The following is a 16999-nucleotide window of genomic DNA, read 5'->3' on the forward strand; positions in this document are numbered from 1 at the left end:
TTTAAACGATGGAGGAGAATCCGATGAAACGCAATATTCGATTTGCTCTGGTCGGCACGGGCGTTATCGCCGTGAATCACGCGAAAGCGATTGCCGCGCATCCCGAAGCGGAGCTTGTCGCGATCGCCGAGAAGGATGCCGACCGCGGCAGGGCGTTCGCCGCCGAACACGGCATCGGTCAAGTGTTCGGCGATTACGAGCGGATGCTGAAGCAGGACGACATCGACGTCATCTGCGTCTGCGTGCCGAGCGGACTGCATGGCGACGTGACGATTGCGGCTGCGCAGGCGGGCAAGCACGTGCTCTGCGAGAAGCCGCTCGAAATCCGGCGGGAGAAAATGGACGAGATGATCGCTGCGTGCCGCAAGCACGGCGTCAAATTGGGTACCGTCTTCCAGAAGCGGACGACGCAGCAGGCGGCCATCGTCGGGCGGGCGATCCGCGAAGGCAAGCTCGGCAAGCTGGTGCTCGGCGACGTGTACATGAAATATTACCGCAGCCCCGAATATTACCGCAGCGCAGATTGGCGGGGCACCTGGGCGGTCGACGGCGGAGGCGCGCTGATGAACCAGGGGGTGCACGGCATCGACCTGCTGCTCTCGCTGATGGGCGATGTCGAATCCGTATTCGCCTACGCCGCTCCGCTGGTGCGCGATATCGAAGTGGAAGATACGGCGGTCGCCACGGTCAAATATAAAAACGGCGCGTTCGGCGTCATTCAAGGCACGACGTCTGTCTATCCGGGCACGGAGATGCGGGCAGAAATTCACGGCGAGCTGGGCTCGATCGTTTTTGCTGACAGCGGGTTTAAAGTATGGAAATTCGCTGGAAGCGATGAGGAAGCGCCGCAGACGGCAGGCCAAGCGGAAGGCAGCAGCGATCCGAGAGCGATTTCCGGCGACGGCCACTATATTCTCGTAGACGACATGATCGGCGCGATCCAGGAAGACCGCGATCCGCTTATTCCGGGCGAGGAGGGCCGCAAGGCGGTCGACCTGATCTTGGCGATCTATGAATCTGCACGAACAAGGCAGGAAGTAAAGCTGTAGCTTTTCGTTTCTTTTGTTTCGGGAAGGCCACTTCACATATAGGAGCTGGTGATCGGGATGTGGAAACGTCGTATTCGCTTGCATTTTACGGTTTGGCTGCTGCTCTTGGGGCTGTGTTCCGTCTTCGGTGCGCCGGGGGGTGTCCCCCGGGCGCTTGCGGCAGCGGTCGTCACCATCGACTCGCCTGCCGACGGCACGCCGGTCGGCTCGGGGACGATACGGATTTCAGGCACGTATCAGGACGTATACGATCTTATTCTGTTGATTGACGGAAAAAGGCAGGCCGAGGTCCGCAAGGAAGACCCGGACGGGGACAACAGCGGCAGCTGGTATTACGATCTGGATACGTCGGCGTTTAACGGTCCGGTTCGGATCATCGCCAAAGGGCTGGATGTTACGACACGCTATGGCGTTTGGAGCCGGACGCTTACGCTGCAAGCGAACAATCCAAACCGGACCGCTCCGCTTGTCCGGATCGTCAATCCGCAGGAAGGGCAGCCGCTGACGGGAACGGTGCCTGTCCAAATATCCGTAGATTCTCCAAACGCGGTGCAGCATGTCTATGTCCGCATGAACGGTGGACCTTGGGAGGCGGCGGAGCGCAATGGGGACCATTATCAATACTTGTGGCAGACGCAGGGCATCGGCGACCGGACGAGCAGCATCGAAGCCAAGGCGGTAGACGACCGCGGCAATACGGGCTTCAGCACGACGACTTATGCACAGGTGGGCGCAGGGACGCACGAGCCGGTCACGGTGGAAAAGCAGGATCGCGCCATGTGGATCTGGGAGCCGGCTTCGTACAATCTGCTGCTGAATCCGGGCTCACGCACCGTGCTCGACGCGATGGCGAAGGATACGGCGACGTTCGGCTCCGATCCGGTAACCGTATTTTATTTCGCCGTAGGTTCTTATGGAGGGATCGATATTCTGGAGGATAATCGGGAGGCGGTCCGTGATTTTCTGACTTGGGCGCATGCCCGAGGGTACCAGGTGTTCGCCTGCATCGCAGGAGGCACGTCGCCGCCGTATATGGGCGCGTATACCGAATATCATCCGCTGGCGCTGCGCCAGCTGGAGAAGATCATCAATTATAACATCGCTTCCCCGGCAGGTGCGCGCTTCGATGGCGTGAACGTCGACATCGAGCCGTACATCTCGCCGGATTTCAAAGCGCAGTATCCTTCGCTTCAGAAGCAGTATTTGGACCTGTCGCAAAAGATGGCGGACCGGCGCAATGCCGCGGGAATCGATCTGCCGATCGGTCCGGCCATACCGAAGTGGTACGACTCGTCGAACGAGTCCAGGAACATCGAATGGAACGGCGCAACGAAATGGCTGTCCGAGCATATTCAGGACATTTCCGATTATATCTCGATCATGGATTACCGCGATACGGCCGACGGGACGGCAGGCATCATTGCAGGCGCAGAAGGCGAAATTGCCTACGCAGCGAAAATTCGCAAGCCGAACTCCGTCGTGATTGGCGTCGAGACGCTCGATATCGCCAATAGCGGCGATCCGGAGACGATCACGTTCCGTGAGGAAGGCCGGACGGCGATGGAAGCGGAGCTCGACAAAGTGTATGCGGCGTTCGAAAACAAGCCGGGCTTTGGCGGCATCGCGATGCACCATTATGATTCGCTGCGTGCCCTGCCGTCGCACTGGGGGCCGGGAGCCGTGTTCTGGCAGCCACCGGCCGATACGGAGCCGCCGTCCGCCGTCTCCCGCAATCCTGTGGCGACCGCAACGGACTACAGCACCGTTCAACTATCCTACGGGATGGCGTTCGACAATACCGAGGTGGACAAATACGTCGTTTACCGGAGCACACAGCCGGGCTTTACAGCCGGAGCCGCGACCGCGGTCGGCACCGCAAGAAGCTTATCCTTCAAAGATACCGGGCTGCTGCCGAATACGACGTACTATTACAAAGTCGCCGCTATGGATGTCCGGGGCAACGTCGGCCCGGCTTCCGTGGAGACGCAGGCGACGACCGGAACGACGGCGCTTAAGCCAATGATCGTCTCGGGGCTACAGGTCGTCCGCAGCGGGAACAGCGAGAGCGCAGCGCTGCAAGTCGTCGACAAGGCGACGGGACAGCCTGTGACGGCGGAAGTGTACGGCCGCTTCACCTATGCTGGCGGCAAGTATACGGGCGGCCTAGCGTCCGGCGGCGCCATCACGCTTGCTTCCGAAGCGCTGCCGCCGGGCGAGCAGGCCGGATTCGAGCCGCGCCGCATCACGGCGGCCGGCTACTATTGGGCGCAAGCGTATGATGCGCCGCATACGGCGGCGCTGTACCCGCGGGTCCGCCTGCAGGCTCTAAGCCTCAGCGCGGGCGTGCTGGAGCCAGCCTTTACACCGGATCGGCTCCAATATACCGTCTCGGTGTCTGCCGATACGTATCGTCTTGCCGTGACGGCCCGCCCGGAGGCGGCGAACGGCGCAGTATTCGTGAACGGAGTGCCGGTGACTCCGGGGGTTCCCGCAGAGGTGGCTTTACAGCCGGGCGCGAATCGCATCACGGTCCGGACCGCCGGACCTGACGGAACGACGGACAGCTATACGATAATCATCAACCGCGCCGCAACCGGCAGCAACATGTTACGTCCGGTTGCCGACGCTTACGTCTTCGAGAACGCTCCGACTGAAAATTACGGGTCCGCCGAGCTGTTGGATATCATCGATGCCCCGAGGGCGGCTGGGGGAGGCGACAGGTTGGCGCTGATGAAATTCAATTTCGGGGCGTACCCGGAGCCTGTGCATTCCGCCAAGCTGTATGTGTACGTTCATGCGGCCTCGGCTGTTGCCGTGCCGATCGCGGTACAGGGGCTGATAACAACGGACAGCTGGAGCGAGGAGACGGTGAATTGGAACAATCGTCCGGGCGGTACGGCGGTAAGCATAGGCACATTGCAGGTCGCGCAAAGCGGCTGGTATTACATCGATGTCACCTCGTTCCTTCAGAGCCGGACGGACGGGATAGCGACATTCCGCTTGGCGGACACCAGTACGAAGAACTCGTTGGTACAGCTTCACTCGAAAGAGCATACGGAGCATCAGCCGTACGTGATTATTAATCCTTAACCCATATCGCGCAAGGCTCGGACTTTTATGTGCAAGCAAGCCCAAGAACAGGAGGCATCTGCAAATGAACTCTGTACTTCGCATTGGCATGATCGGCTTGGATACGTCGCATGCCGTCGATTTTACGGAATTGCTGAACGACCCGAATCATCAGCATCACGTCCCCGGAGCCCGGGTAACGGTGGCGTTTCCGGGCGGCTCGCCCGATTTCGAGCTGAGCGCTGGCCGGGTGGAAGGCTTCACGGAGACGCTGCGGAGCAAACACGGCGTGGATATCGTGGATACGCCGGAATTGGTCGCGGAACGCTGTGACGCAATTCTGCTCGAATCCGTGGACGGGCGGGTGCACCTGGAGCAGTTTCGCCGCATTGCGCCTTACGGCAAGCCCGTGTTTATCGACAAGCCGTTAGCGGTTAGCTCGCGGGATGCCGAAGAAATCGCGCGCGTTGCCGAGCAGCACGGCGTCGAGGTCATGAGCTGCTCCGCCGTCCGCTTCGCGCAAACGTTGACGGAGGCGGTCGCTTCGGAGGAGGGCGGCGCCATCATCGGCGCGGACTGCTACGGTCCGATGGACCTGCAGCCGACACAGCCGGGGCTGTTCTGGTATGGCGTGCATACGGCCGACATGCTGTATGCCGCCATGGGGACCGGCTGCATCCGGGTACAGGCGCATACGAACGATGTCCACGATCTCATCGTCGGCACCTGGGCGGACGGCCGTATTGGCACGATCCGCGGGAACCGCCGGGGCAACCGGAGGTTCGGCGCATGGGTGCACCGCGAGAAGCAGACGTTGTACGCTGACGTCTACGCGTCTGACAAGCCGTACTATGCGCTGCTGCTCGAAAGCATCGTCGGCTGGTTTGCCGGCGGCCGTCCGGCGGTCGATCTGCGCGAGACGCTGGAGGTCGTCCGCTTCATGGAAGCCGCCAACGAAAGCCGCGTCACGGGACAACCGGTACACTCGGCGTTTCACCGGCATTCGGTCAGGCGGCCGCTGCCCGGGAAGGGGGGAGTCCATCATGACATGGCCGTTTCAGTTGGCTGTGCTGACTGACGAGGTGTCGCAGGATATGGAGGCGGTGATCCGCTTTTGCCGCGACTATAAGCTGGAAGCCGTCGAGCTGCGCTCCGTCGACGATCAGCCGCTCTACAAGCTATCGGACGAGCGGATCGACGCGCTTGCAGCACGGCTGCAGGAGGCGGGCCTGACCGTATGCGGCTTGTCTTCGCCGGTGTTCAAATGCGAACTGGACGACGAGGCGCAAATCGAAGAGCATATCGGCATTCTGAAACGATATGCGGAACTGGCCCGCCGCTTCGGCTGCCGTTATGTCCGGGGCTTCAGCTTCTGGGCGCACGGCCCGTTCGATGAAGCGCTCCCGCGTATCGCGGAGCGGCTGCGAGGAATTGCCGGGATAATGGAAGTGGCAGGGCTTGTCTACGCGCTCGAATTCGACCCCGCCGTCTATGCGACGAACGGCGCCAAAGTACGTCGGCTGCTGGATGCTGTGGCCTCCCCGCACCTTCGGGCGCTGTACGATCCGGGGAACGACTTATGGGACCCGGACGGTGAAGTGCCTTATCCGGACGGCTACGAGCATTTGCACGGGCAGATCTGCCATATTCATTTGAAGGATGCCGTACGGACGGCGGACGGCGTGCAAGGCGTTGCGATCGGGGAGGGCGAGGTGGATTACCGGGCGCTGCTGCAGCGCCTGCTGGCGGACGGCTACAACGGCTATCTGGTCGTCGAGACGCATTACCGCTTGCGCTCGCAACTTACGGAGGAGCAGCTCAAGCGGCCTTCCGGCAGCGCCTTCTCGGAAGGCGGAGAAGAAGCGTCGCGGGAGTGCATGGACAGCTTGATCCGCTTAATGGAGAGCATTCGAACGGCTGCGGAGCAGCGGAGATGATAGCACGCATTACAAAAAGGAGGCATCGGGTTATCGATGCCTCCCTATTTCTGCACGCTTCCATAATGGACTCGTGCTTCTTACGGCAAAAAGCCCGCCTGACTGACCAAAATCCGCTCTTCCGAAAAATGCCGCTTCAGCTGCTCCAGTACTTGCCGGTAGGCATCCCGGTCATACCATGCCTCCAGACCGAGCGACTCGTAAATGCGCCGGATGCCGAGGCGCTCCGTGCGCCGTCCAAGGCTGCCGTCGCCCATGAAGAAGTCGTCGACGACGAGCCGCGTCACGCCGGTATCCCGCAGCGCCTGCGCGAAGCTGTCGCTGCTCGGCAGCACGGGCGAGACGGCCGCTTGCGCGGGCACGCCCGCCTCGACAAGTTTGCGCAGCGCCCGCAGCCGGGCGGGGATCGGGGGCGCTGCGGGCGAGAACGCCTTGCGGATCGGCTCCAGGTCCGTCTCAATCGTGAGGCTGACGCGCACGCGCGTTCCAAGCCGCTGGAGCAGATCGATATCCCGGGTGACGAGCGGGCTGCGCGTTTGCAGCAGCACAAAGTCGGGCGCGTCTCCTTCTGCCATCGTTTCGAGCAGCGAACGGGTCAGCCCGGTCCGGTATTCGACCGGCTGGTACGGGTCCGTGCTGGAAGACATAAAGATGGAGACAGGGCCCTTGCGCTTCGCCCGGACAAGTTCTTTGGCGAGCAGCTCAGCAGCCGACGATTTTACGTCGACCCAGCTTCCCCAGGGCTCCGGGCGAAACTTCGCCACCGGCATTTCGCGCACGTAGCAGTAGGTGCAGGCGAAGGCGCAGCCGGAATAAGGATTAAGCGTATGCGTATAGCCCGTCAAGTAACCGGTGGCTGGATTAAGCAACTGCTTGGGGGATTTGAACGTAACGGTCGGAAGCACCTTCCGCACCTCGCTTCGCTTGTAAAATGTGAAATCGACCAGGTTCTGCCCCGGTTACTCGATCATAATCCGCACGATATCGCCCTCTGCGATGGTGCCTATGCGCTCGACGGAGCAGACGATGCCGCGCCGCTTCTTGGCGGCAGCCGTGAAGCGGGTAGCTGCCGCAGAATAGCCTGTCGCTTCGGCGATCACTTCGCCCGGCCCCGTGCAGGGCAGGTTCTCGCCTTCGCCGATCAAGCCCGTTCCGGCAGGGAACAGCAGGCGTGCGCCCTGTGGCAGCAGCGTGAGGGATGGATATCCCTCCAACAGCAGATTGGCGCCGAGCCACTCGGGGCGCACTTCGGGCAGTCCTAGCCGATCGGCGATTTGAGCTAATTCCTCGACGGAGACGATGCTGATCTGTCTCCGGTTGGCAATATCGGTGCCGCGCGGATAAAACCGCTGCCGGCTGTCGGCAGGCCGCGTGAGTCCGTAATGCCGGTCGCCGGGAATGCCGGCAAGATCCACGGTGACGGAGCTTTCCCGCACGGTGACGAACGTATGCGGATCGCGGGCGGCCATCACGGCCTTGACCCGGGCTTCAAAAGTTTTCATAATAGCGTATTTCCCCTTTCCGTACATGGTTAAGCTTACCAGAATGGCGTGCGAACAGACAAGAAACCCGGCTTCCGCCAAGGGAAACCGGGTTTTGCTGTGTGAACCGCAAGCGGCAGCCGAATTACTCGCCGGCTGGCATCGCTTCGGGGGATGTCATTTTGTCGTAGAATTCCACGAAGTTGTCCTTTTTGTCACTGGTGCGGACCGCCATGGCCGAACGCGGATGATCGTTCAATACGCCGGCGATCATGTAAGGAATAATGTAGCCCCACTCCCACTTCTCGCGCATGGTGATCATATGCTTCTCAATGATGCCGAGAATCGGACGAACGTCGTACTTCGGATTTTTCAAATGGCTGACGATCAGCTCCGTCGGGCAGTTGCCGGCAGCTCGTCCCATGCCGTATACGGATGTGTCAAGGAACTCGACGCCTTTGGTGGCGCCCATAATCGTATTGGAGAAGGCGAGCTGCATGTTGTTGTGCATATGCAGGCCGAGCTTCTTATTAGGCAGAAGACGCTGGAATTTGGAGACGAGATATTCGACGTCCCGGTAATCCATGCTGCCGTACGAATCGACGATGTACACGACATCGACCGGACTCTTGGCAATTTCTTCAAACGCTTCGTTCAGATCGTTCTCCATCACGTGGGAAAGCGCCATAATGTTGATCGTCGTTTCATAGCCGTAGTCGTGGAATTTTTGCACCAGATCGAGCGCTTTATCCACATCCTTAATGTAGGTCGCTACGCGGATCAGGTCGAGCAGACTGTTTTCCCGGGGGAGAATGTCCTTCTCGTCAACGCGTCCGATGTCGACCAACGCAGACAGCTTGGTGTCGGTCTTTTGCGGGATGACTTCCTTCAGGAAATCCTCGTTCAAAAAGCGCCAAGGACCCGCTTCAGCGCCTTTCAGCAGCTTAGCCGAGTTTTTATAGCCGATCTCCATATATTCGACGCCGGCTTCGCTCAGACCGTAATACATGTCTTTGACAAACTCGACGCTAAAATCCCAGTTGTTGACCAAACCGCCGTCGCGGATGGTGCAGTCCAAAATATTGTGGTTTTCCCTGACCATAATGATTGACTCCTCTCCAAAATAGGCGAACGCTTCGCGGCTTTTAAGCTTTTAAGCAGTAAAGCATACGTTTTTATAATTAATATTACATATGGCTCGCCACTTGTCAATGATAACAAATTCCCCGTACTGTTGGCAATCTCATATTCGCCGAAAATAAGCAAAAGTTGCAGGATTTTCCGGGCTTTTGTGGAAACTTGCATTATAATGGAGATAGACTTGCGGATTTTGCGGGACAGGAGGGTGAGACATGCTGAAATACAATATCGCTTTTATTCGCAGCGGCGATCGTTTGCTCATGCTGAACCGTGGGAAAGCGCCGCTGCTCGGACTGTGGAACGGGGTCGGCGGAAAGCTGGAGCCGGGTGAAACGCCGCTGGCGAGCGTCATACGGGAAATCGAAGAGGAGACCGGGCTCCGGCTCGAAGAGGAGGCGGTGCGCTTCGGCGGGACCGTGACGTGGGAGGTGGACGGCCGGGATGTCGGGGGGATGTACGCTTTTATCGGAGAGGCTCCGAATGATACGCTGCCGGATTTGCCGATGGAGACGCCCGAGGGCATCCTGGCGTGGAAGCCGGTCGAATGGGTGATCGACCCGGAAAACTACGGCGTGGTGCAGCATGTCCGGCATTTTCTTCCGGCGATGTTGGCCGGAGAGCCTTGTGCGGAGCACCGCTGCTTTTTCCGCGAGGGAAAGCTGCTGACCGTCGAACGGCGGCCGCTGCAAGAGGTCGTGCGCTAACAATGCCGCGCCGATTTTTGACAAAAGTAAAGACGTTCCGCTTCCTTACTCCAAAAGAAGGATACGGAACGTCTTTTTGGCGTGCCCGCGCGCTAAGGCGTCCTGATCAAGCTCAGGCCGCCGATGAGCGGCAGCGGCTTCATCCACCCGTTCACGGCGTTCAGAATGCCCATAATGAATAGGACGAGCAGGCCGAGATTGGCCAGCGGCACGAGCAGCAGCCCGATCAGCGGCAGCAGCCCGAGCACCAGATTGGCGGCGATCGAGGTCAAGAGCAGCACCAGCCCCTGATTGGCGTGGTACATGGCAAACCTCGACTTCGGAGCGGCAAGCAGCGGCACGAAAAATAACAAATACGCCGCGGCGGCAATCCATTGGTTTGAACGAACATCCTCCGGCTCGGGGCTTTCTGGCGGTCCGTTGTACATGGCGTACACCTCTTTCGGATCAGAATTTGGCGAAGCCGGATAAGGGAGCGGTTTCGCTATCATCCTATGCCTGACGGTGAGGGAGTATGTGCTGCGCTTGGAATAAGCATCCTTTATCGGGGCAAACTAGAGCCAAACGTGAACCTATTACCGATAACCGGAGGAACCTTATGAGCAGCACACCGATTTTGTTTCAATTCGATTCTCAGAATGCGGCCGCTTTGGCCCAGGATATGCTGGAGGAGCTCGGGTACCGCGTGAGTCCGCATACGAACCTGAAGCAGCCGACTCTGCATGTCATCGTAGACCGGCACGATCTGACGTCCGCGCTCGAAATTGTCCAGGCCTATGGGGGACGTTTGATCGAAGCGGAAGGCTCGCTGAGTGAAACCGCCGCTTTCGCCATGGCTTACGACCCAGACAGCCTGATCCCGATTCCGGCGCATTTCGTGAACGACGATTGGACCGAAAGCGAACCGGCCGTGTCCGCATCGGATTATGTCAACCGATCCAGCGGCGCATATAATGACGAAGACGTGCCGTTCGATCCCTCGGGCGACAACTATAACGGCTTCGATGCCGGCCTGCGTTTTTAAGCAGCAAGCGGCGGCTTCGTCGCCGCGTCCGGACAGCGGTTACCGGCGAGACACGGGCCGCTGTTTCTTTTTTTGGTCCGGTCCTTTTTTGTTGGCCGTTCCTCACATCCTTTGACCGGTAAAACAAAGTTGCACGGGACCTATTTTTATTGGCGGGTAAAACACTGTTTCTCTAGACCCACACGGTTTTCGTCTGATATGATGAGCCTGACTTCAATCAAGGTGATTTTGGCAAGAGCAATGGAGGGGAACCGCCGTGGAAACGCATGATCCGTTAAAAGAAGGCGAAAAGGGCGCGTGGGTCAGCATCGTCGCGTATATCCTGCTTGCCGCTTTTAAGATCGGCATGGGGTATACGACCGACTCCGAGGCGCTCACCGCCGACGGAATCAATAACTCGACCGATATCATCGTTTCGCTCGCCGTGCTGATCGGGCTGCGCATCTCGCGCAAGCCGCCGGATCGGGACCACCCTTACGGGCACAGACGGGCCGAGACGATTGCCTCGCTCGTCGCGTCGTTCATTATGGCTGCCGCCGGGATTCAAGTCGTGCTGCAGGCGTGCAAGAGCTTTTTCATAACAGACCGTCAGGCTCCGGATTTGCTGGCCGCATGGATTGCCCTCGGGTGCGCGGTCGTCATGTGGGGGGTATACACATATAACAGCCGTTTGGCGAAACGGCTAAACAGCCAGTCATTGAAAGCGGCGGCCTACGATAACCGGTCGGATGCGCTCGTGAGCATCGGGGCAGCCGTAGGCATTATCGGGTCGCGTTTCGGCTATCCGATCCTGGATGCGGCCGCGGCGCTCGCCGTCGGCTTGGTCATTTGCAAGACGGCTTGGGACGTATTCATCGATGCCGCCCATGCGCTCACCGACGGGTTCGACGATAAGAAGCTGAAGGTGTTCCGGCAGACGGTGCACCAGACGCCCGGCGTAGAGCGGATCAAGGACATTCGGGCCCGGGTGCATGGCAGCAGCGTGCTGCTGGATGTCGTGGTGGAAGTCAGCGCCGAGCTATCCGTCGGCGAAAGTCACGAAATCAGCGACGAGATCGAGAAGCGGATGCTGGAGGAGCATCAGATCGGAAACGTGCACGTTCATATCGAGCCTTATGTCGAATAGAAACGGGAGTTCCTTTTTAACGAAAGGGACCCCCGTTTTTTGTTTATTTTATGTTCGTTTCAGGTTGGCGTCATAAATTTGTAACAATTGAAAATTACAATGAAAGTAATTCACAGATTAGACACAGATAAAAAGAGAGTAGGGAGGAAAACATCATGATCAATGCTTTAAAGTCCATCGTAAAAGGGTTTCTGTTCGGTCTTATCGCTATCGGGATGCTGCCTTACTTGGTGGTTCAAGCGCTGACCGAGCTGTAACCCTTCGACTAGCCGCTCATCATAAACCGAAAGAGGATGGCCTGCGGGCCACCCTCTTTCTTGTGTTTCGGGAAAAGCGACCGGGCTTCTACGCTTCGAACGACCCTTGCGCGGCCTGTGCGGCAAACGTCCCTGCCGTAAAGCCTGTGGCGAAGGCCGCCGTGATGTTGTAGCCTCCGGTATACCCATGGATGTCGAGAATCTCGCCGCAAAAGAACAGCCCTTCCATAAGCTTCGACCCCATCGTCCGCGGATCGAGCTCCTTCAAATTCACCCCGCCGCCGGTGACGAAGGCTTCCTCAATCGATAGCGTCCCGTTCACCTGCACGGGAAATGCCTTGATCCGTTTGCTTAATTCCATCCACGGCTGCTTCGGAATATTATCGTACGTCGTTTGCTCGTCTAATCCGGCTTGCCGGAGCAGAAGCGGGACGAGGCGTTCGGAGACATACCCTTTCAGCACGTTTTTTGCCGCTTTTTTCGGCTCGCTTTTAGCTAAAGCCATCGTTTCGTCATAGATCTCCTGAGCGCTTTTGTCGGGATGGAGATCAATGGTGGTCAGCACCTGCTGCTCCGCCGTTTTTTGCCGCTCCTTCACGACGAATTGACTGCACCGCAGCGTGATCGGGCCGGATAGGCCAAAATGAGTAAACAGCATGTCGCCCTGATGAGAAATGATTTTCTTCCCCTTGGCGTTCCAAACCGTAAGCTCCACGTTCCGCAGCGACAAGCCCTGGAGCTCACGGCTCTTGATAAAAGGCTCGCCGGACGTCAGCGGAACCTCGGTGGGAAACAGCGGCGTGATCGTATGCCCCGCGTCCTCAGCCCAAGCGTAGCCGTCGCCGGTCGAACCGGTATACGGCACCGATTTGCCTCCGCTGGCGATGATGACGCATTTTCCGGCGATTGTCTCGCCCGTCCGAAGACGAATGCCTGCGGTGCGTCCGTCTTGATAAAGCACCCGCTCCACCGCGCGGTTTACCTTAATGTCCACACCTTGCTTGCGGACTTGGCCGACGAGCGCGTCGACGACGGTCTTGGCTTTGTCCGTCACGGGAAACATCCTCCCGTTGTCCTCTTCCTTCAGCCGGATGCCGAGATTTTCGAAAAAAGCGATGATTTCGCGATTGCCGAAATGGGCGAACGCACTGTGCAAAAACCGTCCGTTACCCGGAATATGCTTAATAATCTCGTCGATTTCTTTCGCGTTCGTGACGTTGCACCGGCCTCCGCCGGAAATGCCGAGCTTGCGTCCGAGCTTGTCGCCTTTATCGACCAGCACGACGCGGGCGCCCTGCCTGCTGGCTGCAATACAGGCCATCAAGCCGGAGGGTCCGCCGCCGATGACGATAACATCGTACTTCATATCAATTCTCCATTCTGTTCCTGCTCATGAAGCGTCTTTGCTAGTATTATAGCCCAAAACGAAACGATCCCAAAATGGCTGCGGAAGACGGCTGACACACGAAAGAACAAAGAGCGGGCCGCAAGCGGTTGCGGCCGTTCGAAGGCAACGACGGACGGTGGAAAATGGGGTGCTTTTTCAAAGGCGATACGTTACAATGGGGTTCGTACAATTTGTGTTGTTCGACATTTATTTATGAAATTCATACTATTTCTACAAATATTTCTTTTTTGTATTATAGTCAATATTAACCAATGAAACAAGAGAATAATGGAAAAACATAGGATGAAATGCCTATAAACTATCTTTGAAGCAGTCTTCGACATAGTCGGGGGCCGCTTTTTTAATTTGCTGGACCGTATGGAGATAGCGCTGCGTGGTGTTGATGTGCGTATGCCCGAGCGATTCCTGTACCTGCTGCAAGGAAGCGCCGCGCAGGAGGGCGAGAGTCGCGTTCGTATGGCGGAGCCAGTGAGGGGTCGCCTTCTTCTCCATACCGCATTGCTCGCGGGCTTTCTTAATAATTTTCTCGACAATGCGGACGGATAGAGGGAACAGCTTGTCCTCCTGCCCGGACGGCCCTGGCCTTGTTGCATCATAAGCTTGAAGCAGCGTCCACAGCATATGCGGCACCTTGACTTCACGTTCTTTATCGCCTTTGCCATGAATCGTAAGCCACATAGAAGCGCCTTCGGGGTCGGTGTGAAAATGGTTCCATTGGATCGAAACCAGCTCCGATACCCGGATGCCGAGCAGCACCAGCGTCACTCCGATGACGTAATCGCGCAGCCCTTGCTGCTTTAACTGCTCGAACAAACGAAGCACTTCGGCCTTCGTCAAATAATGATTTTTGCTGTTCACGGGGATTTTGGGAATGCGGATGCAGGTGGTCGGGTTATGCTTGAACATGCCGATGTTCGGGTCGCTGCCCCACTTGTAAAGCGAGCGCAGAGGCGCGATATTTATGGCCACCGTCGCCGGAGCTTGGGGCTTGTTCGTGCGGTTTAACAGCCCTTCCAGCAGGCCGATTTTATAGACCTCGATTTCCCGCCAGGTCACGTCCTGTAAGGATTTATCGCCGATAAAGCGGCGGAATTTGGCGATCGCGTTGCGGTAATTTCTCATCGTATACGGGGATCGGGAGCAAGTCGTCAGAAACATGTTGACGATTTGTTCGTCCGTGTATTTTTCGGTTGGTTTCCATTGTTCGGGAAGATGGATTTGAGCGAGCAGGGTTTGCATAGGGTCTCCTTTCTTTTTCGAACAACACAAATTGTACGAACTCTATTGTACCACGCCTGACTAGGGAAAGGAGGGGCTTGAAGGATTTCGGCGGGGCGCGATACATGGGCTGAGGAGGGGTAACGCGTGCGGGATCGTTTAGTCACTCAAGAGTTGGTTCGGTTAATGGAAAAGGACGTCGATACCTATGAGCATAGTCTGCGGGTGGGGAAGCTTGCGAAGAGCATGGCGCTGGTGATGCGCCTGAATCTTGCGCAGACCCGGCAATTGGTGATCGGATGCTGCTTGCACGACATCGGGAAAATCTACATGCCGGACTCGATTCTAAAAAAGGATACGTCGCTGACGGAAAGAGAATGGAAGATGATGAAGCAGCATCCGGTGCTGGGTGCGGATATATTGAAAATTCATGCGCCGGAAGAGCGGGTGATTATCGACATCGTCGAATTTCACCACGAGCGATGGAACGGAACGGGCTATCCGTACGGCTTAAGCGGAGTGGACATTCCGGCGTTCGCCCGGATCTGCACCATCATCGATTCCTTCGACAGCATGCTTTCCGACCGGCCCTACCGATCAGGAATGTCGCTGGAGGAAGCAAAGGAAGAGCTGCTCCGGCACAGCGGCACGCAGTTCGATAAGCAGTACGTCGAATTGTTTCTGCAACTGCCGGAAGAGATGCTTCACCACTCTTACGCGAGACGCGGAGGCGTCAATTCTATCGTCCCATCTTCAACATAAAAAGAGAGGTCCACAAATGGGCCTCTCTTTTGCGTTCAAATGATCCATTTATTATGCCTTATGCCGACTGCGTTTGCGAATCCGATTGCAGCTTGCGGACAGCGAGCCTTGCGATTCGCAGGTCGTCCGTTTCCTCGATAACGAACTCGAATTCGTTCTGGTAGACGACGCTCTGTCCATGCTTGGGCGGAAGCTCCACTTGCGAATACATCCACCCGCCGATGGTATCGTAGTCCTCGGACTCGATTTCCAGACCGAATTGATCGTTCACTTCGTCAATTAACATCAGACCGTCGATGGAGTAGTTGAACTCGTCTTTCTTCTCCACCCGAGCCCGCTCATCCGGGTCGAACTCGTCTTGGATTTCGCCGACGATTTCTTCCAGAATATCCTCCAGCGTCACCATGCCCGAAGTTCCGCCGTATTCGTCGATGAGCAGGGCAATCTGCACTTTTTTCCACTGCATCAGCTTCAGCAGCCTGCTAATTGGCATCGAATCCGGCACTTTGGCGATCGGACGCACGATGGAGCGAAGTTCGATCAGCGCACCGTTCGATTTCATCAAGTCCTTGATATGCACGAAGCCGATAATGTTGTCTTTATCCGGATCGCATATCGGATAACGGGTGCGCATTTCGCGATGCGCGATTTCCATGTTGTCCTCGAACGGCAGATTGGCATACAAGCAGGCCATTTCCGTCCGCGGGATCATGATTTCGCGCGCGTTCGTTTCGGTAAACTCGAATATATTGTCAAAAAGCGTAAGCTCCGTATTGTCGATGAAGCCGCTTTTATGGCTTTCTTTCACTAAGACGCGGATTTCCTCTTCCGTATGGGCCGATTCGTGCTCTGTGGCCGGCTCAATGCCTGCACGCTTCAGCATCCAGTTCGACGCGCCATTCAGCATCCAGATGAACGGGTACATCAGCTTGTAGAAAATGATCACCGGCAGCGCGGACCAAAGCGTCACGTTCTCCGACTGGCGGATCGCGTACGTCTTCGGGAACTGCTCCCCGAGCGTAATATGCAGCGCGGTAATAAGCGAGAAAGCTACTAAGAAGGAGATCGTATGAATGACGACGGGGTTTAAGCCGAGCCAATCTTTAAGGATCGGTTCGAGAAAAGCGGCGATAGCCGGTTCACCGACCCAGCCGAGTCCCAGCGACGCAAGCGTAATGCCGAGCTGGCAGGCGGATAAATAAGCGTTCAGGTTGCCCGTAATTTTTTGCGCGAACCGCGCGCTCACATTGCCGCTTTGGGCGAGCGTATCAATGCGGCTGTTTCTTACTTTGACCATGGCGAACTCCGCGGCGACAAAAAAGCCGTTCAGCAGCACCAAGACGATAATGAGAACCGCGTTAAACAATAAAGGTAACGGGTCACTACTCAAATATTCCCTATCCCCTGCGTGAGGTGGATAGGTACACCTCCCTTAAGCGTTCAAATAATAGACAAAAATAAAGATTGCTTATAATCCATTATACTCGGAACGCCTATCGGCGCTCAAACGGCGAGCAGGGCACTCCGGGGTATGCACGGGGTGTGCGGACTCCGAATCGAGAGGTATTAACGAAAATCCCCCCATTTGCCGCGAATTTGTTCATTTTCGTGCGAAAATGACGAAAACTCGGTTAATTTTTAGATTCAAACGAATTGACAGGTTGACATCCGGGACGAGCTATGGTAAATTTATTCGATATTCGCAAGAATATACTTAAACCCTCATACAACCCCTACACGGAAGATTTTCCTCGAGAAAGCAGCGTTATTTCCGCACATGTTTAATCGTTCATTCAAGGAACTCCCATGATTAGGAATTGTTGT

General features: G+C 57.0%; 15 protein-coding genes. 8 read left to right on the top strand and 7 right to left on the bottom strand.

The features are described from left to right. The first annotated feature begins 23 nt into the window (after positions 1-23). From NI000_RS28825 to NI000_RS28840, 4 genes are all read left to right on the top strand, one after another. Positions 24-1049, top strand: coding sequence for a Gfo/Idh/MocA family protein (locus NI000_RS28825; protein WP_253414805.1), 1026 nt, complete (start codon positions 24-26; stop codon positions 1047-1049). A 57-nt stretch (positions 1050-1106) separates the two neighbouring features. After that, positions 1107-4139 carry a CBM96 family carbohydrate-binding protein gene (locus NI000_RS28830; RefSeq protein WP_253414806.1) on the top strand — a complete coding sequence of 1011 codons (3033 nt, stop codon included), beginning with the start codon at positions 1107-1109 and terminating at the stop codon, positions 4137-4139. Between the two features lie 64 nt (positions 4140-4203). After that, positions 4204-5196 (top strand): Gfo/Idh/MocA family protein, encoded by a 993-nt coding sequence (locus NI000_RS28835; RefSeq protein ID WP_253414807.1) that lies wholly within the window; start codon positions 4204-4206, stop codon positions 5194-5196. Next, positions 5162-6055, top strand: coding sequence for a sugar phosphate isomerase/epimerase family protein (locus NI000_RS28840; protein ID WP_253414808.1), 894 nt, complete (start codon positions 5162-5164; stop codon positions 6053-6055). Before NI000_RS28835 ends, NI000_RS28840 begins: the two co-directional genes overlap by 35 nt. An 80-nt stretch (positions 6056-6135) precedes the next feature. On the opposite strand, the gene NI000_RS28845 is transcribed toward NI000_RS28840, so the two are convergent. The 3 genes from NI000_RS28845 to NI000_RS28855 all read right to left on the bottom strand — a co-directional run bounded on the left by NI000_RS28845 (position 6136) and on the right by NI000_RS28855 (position 8638). Further along, on the bottom strand, positions 6136-6960 hold the full coding sequence (locus NI000_RS28845; protein WP_253414862.1) for an SPL family radical SAM protein: 825 nt from the start codon (positions 6958-6960) through the stop codon (positions 6136-6138). A 54-nt stretch (positions 6961-7014) separates the two neighbouring features. Further along, on the bottom strand, positions 7015-7557 hold the full coding sequence (locus NI000_RS28850) for an MOSC domain-containing protein (RefSeq protein WP_253414809.1): 543 nt from the start codon (positions 7555-7557) through the stop codon (positions 7015-7017). Positions 7558-7681: 124 nt separating this feature from the next. Then, positions 7682-8638: an aldolase catalytic domain-containing protein gene (locus NI000_RS28855; RefSeq protein WP_253414810.1), complete on the bottom strand. Its 957-nt coding sequence runs from the start codon at positions 8636-8638 to the stop codon at positions 7682-7684. Positions 8639-8888: 250 nt separating this feature from the next. Here NI000_RS28855 and NI000_RS28860 point away from each other — a divergent pair, with 250 nt between their 5' ends. Then, positions 8889-9380 carry an NUDIX hydrolase gene (locus NI000_RS28860; RefSeq protein ID WP_253414811.1) on the top strand — a complete coding sequence of 164 codons (492 nt, stop codon included), beginning with the start codon at positions 8889-8891 and terminating at the stop codon, positions 9378-9380. Positions 9381-9472: 92 nt separating this feature from the next. On the opposite strand, the gene NI000_RS28865 is transcribed toward NI000_RS28860, so the two are convergent. Further along, complete coding sequence (locus tag NI000_RS28865; protein ID WP_253414812.1) at positions 9473-9808, bottom strand: hypothetical protein; 336 nt, start codon at positions 9806-9808, stop codon at positions 9473-9475. A gap of 170 nt (positions 9809-9978) precedes the next feature. Between NI000_RS28865 and NI000_RS28870 the strand changes: the two genes are divergently transcribed. After that, on the top strand, positions 9979-10404 hold the full coding sequence (locus NI000_RS28870; protein WP_253414813.1) for a hypothetical protein: 426 nt from the start codon (positions 9979-9981) through the stop codon (positions 10402-10404). Between the two features lie 256 nt (positions 10405-10660). Continuing rightward, positions 10661-11530: a cation diffusion facilitator family transporter gene (locus NI000_RS28875; protein WP_253414814.1), complete on the top strand. Its 870-nt coding sequence runs from the start codon at positions 10661-10663 to the stop codon at positions 11528-11530. A 345-nt stretch (positions 11531-11875) separates the two neighbouring features. Here NI000_RS28875 and NI000_RS28880 read toward each other — a convergent pair whose 3' ends face one another. Beyond that, positions 11876-13153: an NAD(P)/FAD-dependent oxidoreductase gene (locus NI000_RS28880; protein WP_253414815.1), complete on the bottom strand. Its 1278-nt coding sequence runs from the start codon at positions 13151-13153 to the stop codon at positions 11876-11878. Positions 13154-13486: 333 nt separating this feature from the next. Beyond that, on the bottom strand, positions 13487-14434 hold the full coding sequence (locus tag NI000_RS28885) for a tyrosine-type recombinase/integrase (RefSeq protein ID WP_253414816.1): 948 nt from the start codon (positions 14432-14434) through the stop codon (positions 13487-13489). A 126-nt stretch (positions 14435-14560) separates the two neighbouring features. Here NI000_RS28885 and NI000_RS28890 point away from each other — a divergent pair, with 126 nt between their 5' ends. Further along, on the top strand, positions 14561-15175 hold the full coding sequence (locus NI000_RS28890; RefSeq protein WP_253414817.1) for an HD-GYP domain-containing protein: 615 nt from the start codon (positions 14561-14563) through the stop codon (positions 15173-15175). Between the two features lie 58 nt (positions 15176-15233). Here the strand turns inward: NI000_RS28890 and NI000_RS28895 are convergent, their stop codons facing one another. After that, on the bottom strand, positions 15234-16565 hold the full coding sequence (locus NI000_RS28895) for a hemolysin family protein (protein ID WP_253414818.1): 1332 nt from the start codon (positions 16563-16565) through the stop codon (positions 15234-15236). Between the last annotated feature and the right edge of the window lie 434 nt (positions 16566-16999).

The sequence above is a fragment of the Paenibacillus tyrphae genome, from assembly GCF_024158745.1.
GTDB lineage: Bacteria > Bacillota > Bacilli > Paenibacillales > NBRC-103111 > Paenibacillus_G > Paenibacillus_G tyrfis_A.